Genomic DNA, 3,294 nt, shown 5'->3' on the forward strand with positions numbered 1-3,294 from the left:
CGTCGAGACTATAACGAGAGACGTCCTCACACGGCGCTTGGCTGGCTGACGCCAGCCGAATATGCTGCATCCGCCGGGGTTAACCCCGGCGGATGCAGTCCGGAAGCTCGCATCACACCCGGATGAAAAATTGGGGGACCGTCAAAGAGCTAACAAGGCGTATGGTGGCAACGTCTTACGTGGTCAGATCGCGGCAATGCACGCCGAGGCGGTGATCCCCTCCAAGCGCAACCGCAGGGTCGCCATCTCGCATGATGCAGGCATCTACAAAAATCGCAATCAGATCGAGCGATGCGTTAGCCGTTTCAAGCATTTCCGACGCTTCGCCACTCGTTACGATCGCCGCCTCATCTACTTCACCGGCTTCGTTCATCTCGCCGCCGCCATGATCAGGTTAAGATGAATGTCGATCCTGCTGATACCGGTCCAAAGACCATCACCTCTTTGACCGCATAGGCTACGTCACGTCGGCAAATCATGGGGCGGTTCAGTGCCGAAAATATATGTATGATAGGAAAGGCTATTGCCGAACGGCATCGCCCCGACCGCCCCCCAGTGCGGTATGCATCAGGATACAAATATCGCGCCGAAGTGACCATTTAACCAGATAGGCCGCATCGACTTCGGCAAGCCTTTCCGGCGTTGACATATCAATACCTTGGACCTGAGCCATACCTGTGATACCCGGCAAAAGTCGATCGACGCCGTAGCGATGACGGGCCTCGGCGAGAATAGTCTGACTAGGAAGACCCGGACGGGGGCCGACGAAACTCATTTCACCGCGGATGACGTTGACCAGCTGTGGAAGTTCGTCAAGTTTGGTCCGCCGCAGCAAAGCGCCCATTCGTGTGATGCTGGCGGCTCGGGCTTCATGTGACGGTAGGTCACCGGTCCCCACGCGCATCGTGCGCAGCTTCACCAAGTGGAACACCTGGCCATCACGACCAAGTCGGCGCTGCGTGAAAATTGGGTTAGCACGATCGTCGAACCAGATGATGGTCATCGCGATCGCACAAATTACGATCGCGGGAATCATCAGCGTCAACGCCAATGCCAAGTCAAAACCACGCTTTGCGACGGACTGTGACGGATGGCAACGCATGGGGGGGGCCGTACGTGGAATGCCGTCGACTGGTCAAGTGGCACGATCGGGTATAAAGCCCCATTTTGATGCGTTCACATGAAAGACCAGAGTCCCTAATGCGGTTGGTAACCTTAGCGCAGATGGCCATCGGGTTACCCCGTTGGATGAAAAGAACGTTGATTATCACGGTAGATGCAAGTCTATGCGTTCTTGCTGTCTGGGTCGCTTATTTTCTACGGCTGAGCATCTGGGTGCCATTATACGGCGCCCCCGGAACGGCGGTCATTGGATCGCTCGCACTGGCCTTACCGATCTTCACATTGGCTGGCGTTTACCGTCCTGTCTTCCGCCACGCCGAGGGTGTGGGATTCCAGCTTATCCTGTTCAGCTCTCTTATCTATGCGCTGGCCTATACAGCGATATTTGCGGCATGGAGTGTGCCAGGCGTTCCCAGAACAGTCGGTATCATCCAACCCGTCCTGCTTTTTGTATTCATGGTACTGGCACGTATTGCGGCACATCAACTGCTGCACGGCGTCCTGGATCGCCGGGATAATCGGAGTGGCCCGCCACGTGTCCTGATATATGGTGCAGGTGTTTCGGGGCGACAACTCGCAGCGGCCATTCAGAGCCGCCGGGAGATGAAAGTTGCCGGTTTTTTGGATGACGCGAAGGAATTGCAGGGTGCCTCGGTCAATGGCATCCGCGTATATCCCCCCAGTCATGTGCTGAGGTTGACCAAGAAAATGTTGGTCGATGAAGTGCTTTTGGCGATACCGTCGGCAACGCAGCACAGGCGGAACGAGATTTTATCGGTACTCAGGGCGTTGCGGGTTCGTGTACGTACGCTACCGGATATTATTGAACTGGCGCTCAGCGAGCAATCCGGCAACAATATCACCAATCTCGATATTCACGATCTTCTTGGGCGTGACGTTGTCGAATCGCAACCCGACTTGATGGATAAGCACATCAGGGGAAAGACAACCCTAGTCACGGGTGCTGGAGGATCGATCGGCTCGGAACTGTGCCGTCAAATTCTGTCGGCCCACCCCCAAAAACTGCTGCTGCTCGATAGCAATGAATATGCTTTGTACAGCATCCACCGTGAACTTGAACTTATCATTGCGCGTGGTCGAGAAAAGGATCCCGCCCTATCGACCCAATTGGTTCCACTTTTGGGGTCGGTATGCGATGCGCGTCGCATCAATGAAGTGATTTCCTGCTGGCTACCCAGCCATGTGTATCACGCGGCTGCCTATAAACACGTGCCCCTGGTCGAGCATAATCCTATCCAAGGCGTCGAGAACAACGTCTTTGGCACCCTGATAGTCGCTCAAACGTGTGTCCGTCACAAGATTCCGAATTTTGTACTCGTCAGTACAGACAAGGCTGTGCGGCCCACCAATACGATGGGCGCGACCAAGAGGTTCGCCGAAATGGTCCTGCAGGCATTAGCCCAAGACAGCGACAAGACGTGCCTGTCGATGGTCCGCTTCGGCAATGTGCTGGGCTCGTCCGGATCGGTCGTTCCACTGTTCCGTCAGCAGATCATGGCGGGTGGTCCCGTCACTATTACCGACGAGCGTATAACGCGCTTTTTCATGACAATCCCGGAGGCTGCGCAACTAGTCATTCAGGCTGGCGCGATGGCATCGGGGGGAGAAGTGTTCGTACTCGACATGGGCGAACCGGTCCGCATCGTCGATCTTGCTCGAAACATGATCGAGTTGTCGGGTTTGACCGTACGTGATGCGTCGAATCCGTTCGGCGACATCGAACTGAAGACAGTCGGACTTCGACCAGGTGAAAAGCTCTATGAAGAGCTACTCATCAAGGATGCACCGATCGTCACCCAACATCCCCGTATTCGTAAGGCAATTGAGCATTTCTTGCCTTCATCCGAATTGCAGGTGCAGCTCGATAATTTACGCGCGGCAATCGAGGCAGGACACCCCGACCAAATCCGGACGATCCTATGCAACACGGTATACGGATTCAATCCGAATGCCGGCAACGTTGACTATGTCTATATGGAAACGCAAAATGTAATTTCCACACCACAAGTCGCCTGACGGCATGGAAACCCTAGTTCTAGAGCGGTTTTCAGCCGAATTGAATCATCGGGGCTTCACATGACGGCCGTTTTCTGATTCACGATCCGTGCTGGGGAAGGAGGCTGGCGCGAATGGGTCGAGCTTTATCACGTG

4 protein-coding genes are annotated in these 3,294 nt (G+C 54.9%); 2 read left to right on the top strand and 2 right to left on the bottom strand.

Translation table 11 applies throughout. From position 1 onward, the window contains the following. The coding region (locus U1703_RS19025; RefSeq protein WP_443025851.1) for an integrase core domain-containing protein at nucleotides 1-126 on the top strand (126 nt) is incomplete at its 5' end. A 49-nt stretch (nucleotides 127-175) separates the two neighbouring features. Here U1703_RS19025 and U1703_RS18745 read toward each other — a convergent pair. Then, entirely contained in the window at nucleotides 176-373 is a 198-nt protein-coding gene (locus tag U1703_RS18745) for a hypothetical protein (protein WP_332786957.1), read from the bottom strand. Nucleotides 374-520: 147 nt separating this feature from the next. Continuing rightward, nucleotides 521-1,102, bottom strand: a complete 582-nt coding sequence (locus tag U1703_RS18750) for a sugar transferase (RefSeq protein ID WP_332786958.1) — start codon at nucleotides 1,100-1,102, stop codon at nucleotides 521-523. Between the two features lie 98 nt (nucleotides 1,103-1,200). Here U1703_RS18750 and U1703_RS18755 point away from each other — a divergent pair, with 98 nt between their 5' ends. Continuing rightward, nucleotides 1,201-3,159 carry a polysaccharide biosynthesis protein gene (locus tag U1703_RS18755; RefSeq protein ID WP_332786959.1) on the top strand — a complete coding sequence of 653 codons (1,959 nt, stop codon included), beginning with the start codon at nucleotides 1,201-1,203 and terminating at the stop codon, nucleotides 3,157-3,159. Nucleotides 3,160-3,294 lie beyond the last annotated feature (135 nt).

It is taken from the genome of Sphingomonas flavida, from assembly GCF_036663655.1.
Taxonomy (GTDB): Bacteria; Pseudomonadota; Alphaproteobacteria; order Sphingomonadales; family Sphingomonadaceae; genus Sphingomonas.

Bases quoted from the DNA above. Each gene is read 5' to 3' on its own strand.
- U1703_RS18745 (WP_332786957.1), bottom strand. From the start codon at position 373: ATGAACGAAGCCGGTGAAGTAGATGAGGCGGCGATCGTAACGAGTGGC.
- U1703_RS18750 (WP_332786958.1), bottom strand. From the start codon at position 1,102: ATGCGTTGCCATCCGTCACAGTCCGTCGCAAAGCGTGGTTTTGACTTG.
- U1703_RS18755 (WP_332786959.1), top strand. From the start codon at position 1,201: ATGCGGTTGGTAACCTTAGCGCAGATGGCCATCGGGTTACCCCGTTGG.